A 4541-nucleotide genomic window follows, 5' to 3' on the forward strand; every position below is an offset into this window, starting at 1 on the left:
CTCCGTGTCACGCTGAACAATCCGCCGATCAACCTGATGAATGGTCTGATGGTGGGAGAACTGATGCAGGTTGGCGGCATGCTGATGCAGCGCCGCGATCTGAAACTGGTGTTGGTAGACAGCGCCGATCCTGATTTCTGGATTGCTCATTTTGACGTGACCGAGCTTGAGGCATCGCTGCAGAATCCGCAGACGCAAAGCAAGTTCCCCGATATCAACGCCGTACAGTCTCTGGGCCTGATCTGGCAGAACGTGCCACAAATCACCATCGGCAAGGTCAATGGGCGGGCCCGCGGTGCCGGGCTGGAATTCCTGCTGGCCTTAGATATGCGCTTTGCCACGGAGGCGTCGCTGTTCTGTAACCCTGAAGCCGGGGCCGGGTTCCTGGCAACGGGCGGGGGGGCCACCCGGGTCATGATGATGGCGGGGCCAGCACGCGGGTTGGAAATCCTGCTGTCCACCCGTGATTTCACCGGGGCTGAGCTTGAACGGTACAATCTGATCAACCGGGCGCTGCCGGTGGATCAACTGGATGCTTATGTCGAAGACCTGATAGCCCGTATCGTCAGTTTGTCGACTGACGTCATTGCCATGCACCGCGCCGTGCTGGACAGGGTTGTGCAACCCTTTGTGGAGCCGATGTTCGCCGCAATGGCGGCAGAGAATATCGGCTTCCAAACGGCGATCCAGAACGGCTCCATCGCCGCCAGTATCCGCCGGTCGGCTGAAGTTGGCCAGACCCGGGAGTTTGAGTTGGACCTGCCGGGCAGCTTGGCCAAGCTATCCGTCAAAGCATAGTAATATCCTCCCACCCCGAGCATTTGGTAGGGGTGCCCCCCTTCAAGGGGGGGGCTGTTGCAGGGGGCGTCGATGTAGGATGCCCCCAACAATTCTACCGCCAAACCGATCACCTCACGCTGCCGCCATTGGCGCTGCCCTGCGGGCAGCCAAATGGCGCGGTTTCAGTTTCAGTAAGCAAGGGGCATTTGCCCTGCCAACAAAGACGCCAAAGAGCGTCTCCGCAATTTGAAAATCCCAGGGAGGGATACGATGCTTGGAAGGCGACAAAAACACACCATAAATGCGTCCGCAATCGGTCGGCGGACTTATGGGCTGCTGCCCATGGCGCTGCTGGCGGCGGGATCGGCATCTGCTGCGCAGATCGAAACCGATGTGCCGGGTTTGAAGCTGCGCTGGGACAACACGGCCAAATATAGCGCCGGTTACCGGCTTGAGGGCGCCGACACCCAGCTACGCAGCAATGTAAATCTGGATGACGGGGATACCAATTTCCGGAAAAGCGGTTTCATTTCCAACCGCTTCGACCTGCTGAGCGAGCTGGAGGCAAACTATCAGCAGTTCGGTCTGCGCGTCAGCGGGGCGGGCTGGTATGATACAATTTATAATCAACGCAATGACAACAATACGGCTGGCGCCTTCGGTCCCGGCACGAGCGCGGTCAACACAGGCCCATCGACCGCGCCGGACAAATTCAATTCCTATACCCGCCGGGTGCACGGGCGCGATGTTGAACTGTTAGACGCGTTTGTCACTTCCCGCTTCGACCTTGGGGAACACCCCACGACCTTACGCGTGGGGCAGCACAGCGTAATCTGGGGCGAAAGCGTCTTTTTCGGTGATAACGCCATTGCCGGGGCCATGTCCCCTGTTGATGTGGCAAAGGCTCTGTCTGTGCCAAACCTGCGGTTCCAGGAATTGCTGCGCCCGGTGCCGCAGATATCCGGCCAAGTACAGATCACGGACGAACTGACCGCCTATGCCATCTATCAATTGGGCTGGCGTGCCAACCGCCAGCAGGGCGCTGGCAGCTATTTCTCCCCGCTGGATTTTCAGCCAGGCGGCAACCTGATCTATACGCCTGCAGGTGCCCTGCGGCGGACAGATACCCAAGGTGGCAAGGATGGCGGGCAGGGAGGGCTTTCCCTGCGCTACCGCGGGGAAGATACTGATTACGGACTGTACGCGGTGCGATTCAACAGCAAGTCCAGCCAGTTCGTCAGTAACCCTGTCACTGGGCGCTTCTATGAAGCCTATAATAACGGGATCAATGCTTTCGCTGCCAGCGCCAACCGTTCCATTGGCCTGTTCAATTACGCGGTGGAAACCTCGCTGCGCACTGGTCAGGATCTGTTGTCGCCGAATGCTTATGATCTCGGGGGCGGTGCACGCTATGCTGTCGCGCGGACCTTCCATCTGAATGTTTCTGCCTTTGGTTCCAACCTGGGGCACAATACCCTGTGGGATGATGCAACGCTCATCGCGGAAGTGGCATTCAACCGTGTTTTGAAGGTGACGGACAACGCCGACACCCTGAGCGGCTGCCAGCCTATCGGCTTCCCAGGTGGCGTCTGTCGGCCCAATGGCACGCGCAACAGCCTGCGGGCACAGGTACTGTTGGAGCCAACCTATTATCAGGCTCTCCCTGGCATTGATATCCGGTTGCCCATCGGCATCAGCTATCAGCCCAATGGCTCGCGCAACATGGTTGGACTGGCCCCAATGGCCGAAAATGGCGGCTCGGTCAGTCTCGGTGTGAAAGCAACCTATCTGGATACATGGCAGGCAGGTCTTAGCGTCACCCACTATTATGGCGGCGGTGGCGTACTCTTCAATGCCATCAGCCCCAGTACACAGGCCTGGTCTTACAGGCAGGTCTTCAAAGACCGTGATTACATCTCGTTGAACGTCAGCCGCACGTTCTGATCCTGTCTGGAGACAATCATGAAACTGCAACGACTGTTTCTGGGCGCGGCTCTCACTCTGAGTGTCGCGGCCGCGACACTGCCCGCCTTCGCCGCCGCCACAGAGAAGGAAGCCCGCCAGCTTCAGACCATCCTGACTCCCCTTGGGGGGGAGCGGTCGGGCAACAAGGACGGTACCATTCCTGAATGGAAGGGGGAGGGGGTGGCGATGCCGCCCGGCTTTACCAATGCCCAGCGACGGCCTGACCCATTTGCGGCGGAAAAGCCGCTATACTCCATCACCGGTGCCAACATGGCCCAATATGCCGACAAGCTGTCGGATGGGCAGAAGGCGATGCTGAAGCGCTATCCGGCCTATCGTATTGATGTCTATCCCACCCATCGCACCGCAGTGGCCCCGCAATGGGTTTATGACAATACTTTCAAGAATGCGACGCGGGCCAAACTTGTGGATGGTACCAACTATCCTATCCCGTCCGGGGCCTTTGGTGGTCCGCCCTTTCCCATTCCGCAGAGCGGGCTGGAGGTGATGTGGAATCACCTGCTTCGCTATACCGGCATCCAAACGCGTGCCAGCAACGGCCAGACCTGGATGATCACCGCCGATGGCAAGAAGGTAATGGTGGTGAAGGGTGAACAGCACAATATGTCACCCTATTACGATCCCAATGGATCGGCGGAAAAGTTTGACGGTGTGTACTGGCAGACCCGTGTGTTGAACGATGGCCCGCCCATTCGCGCTGGGGAAGCCCTGGTGGGGCGCCTGCATGTCGACGATACGAAGACCAATACCTGGGTTTACCTCACGGGCCAAAGGCGCGTTCGGAAGTTGCCGAACCCCAATGGCGACACGCCACTGCCCACGTCCGCAGGCTTGATCAGCTTTGACGAGGTTAGCGTCTTCGGTGCCGGCCCCGGCCTTTATGACTGGAAGCTTGTCGGTAAGAAGGAAATGTTGGTTCCCTACAACACCTACAAAATGCTTCAGCCGGATAACCCGGAAACACTGATGACGGGGCCGTTCCTTAACCCGGATTATGTTCGCTGGGAGCTGCACCGGGTTTGGGTGGTGGAAGCCACCTTGAAAGCAGGCAAGCGTCACACCTCTCCGCGCAGTGTCTATTACGTGGATGAAGATTCCTGGCTTGCCTTGCTGGGTGACCGTTGGGATGTGAACGGACAGCTTTGGCGCACGGTTTATGGCATGCCCATCACCTATGGGGAGATGAGCATGACTGATATCGTCACCTTCGGTTATTACGATCTGGTCTCCGGTGCTTGGTATGCCGGGCCGTTCATGAACGCACCCGGTCCCACCATCGGGGTGGGTGCCAGCACCGACCTGAAGGAAGGGGATTTTACGCCCGATGCCATGGTCGGCAATCAACTCCGCTGATACAGCCCCTAATGACCTTGAACGGCACGTCAATCTCATTGGCGTGCCGGTTGGAGAAGTCGCAATGGATGTTTCCGCGCAAAGGCTGCGGGCGCTCGGCCTGTGTCTGTCGTTGGTCTTGGGCATGGTGGCTCCCGGCGCTGCCGCTCGCGAGGCACCACCCCTGGAACAGGCGGCCCTGATCACCCCTCAGGCGGCCCGTTCTGTTCTGCTGGGGTTGGCACGGGCGGGGGACCGGCTGGTTGCCGTAGGCGAGCGGGGGATCATTCTCTACTCGGATGATAATGGGGCAAATTGGCAACATGAACTGGCCCCCGTTTGGACCGGACATTCAGGCCTAGCCAGGGAGGCTTGGGGATATCCCTGAGCATGTGCTTATGCCTGAGATTGAGATCATCACGGACGGAGGTCGCCGGCGTCGC

3 protein-coding genes are annotated in these 4541 nt (G+C 58.9%); all 3 read left to right on the plus strand.

What is annotated here, in order from left to right:
• A partial coding sequence (locus Q0072_RS14620; RefSeq protein ID WP_298331491.1) for an enoyl-CoA hydratase/isomerase family protein occupies positions 1-798 on the plus strand: 798 nt, incomplete at its 5' end.
• A gap of 324 nt (positions 799-1122) precedes the next feature.
• Complete coding sequence (locus Q0072_RS14625) at positions 1123-2724, plus strand: DUF1302 family protein (protein ID WP_298331493.1); 1602 nt, start codon at positions 1123-1125, stop codon at positions 2722-2724.
• An 18-nt stretch (positions 2725-2742) separates the two neighbouring features.
• A complete protein-coding gene (locus Q0072_RS14630) occupies positions 2743-4119 on the plus strand; it encodes a DUF1329 domain-containing protein (RefSeq protein WP_298331495.1) in 1377 nt (458 codons plus the stop codon).
• The last annotated feature ends 422 nt before the right edge of the window (positions 4120-4541 follow it).

It is taken from the genome of Asticcacaulis sp., assembly GCF_027484505.1.
In the GTDB taxonomy this organism is placed as follows: Bacteria; Pseudomonadota; Alphaproteobacteria; order Caulobacterales; family Caulobacteraceae; genus Asticcacaulis.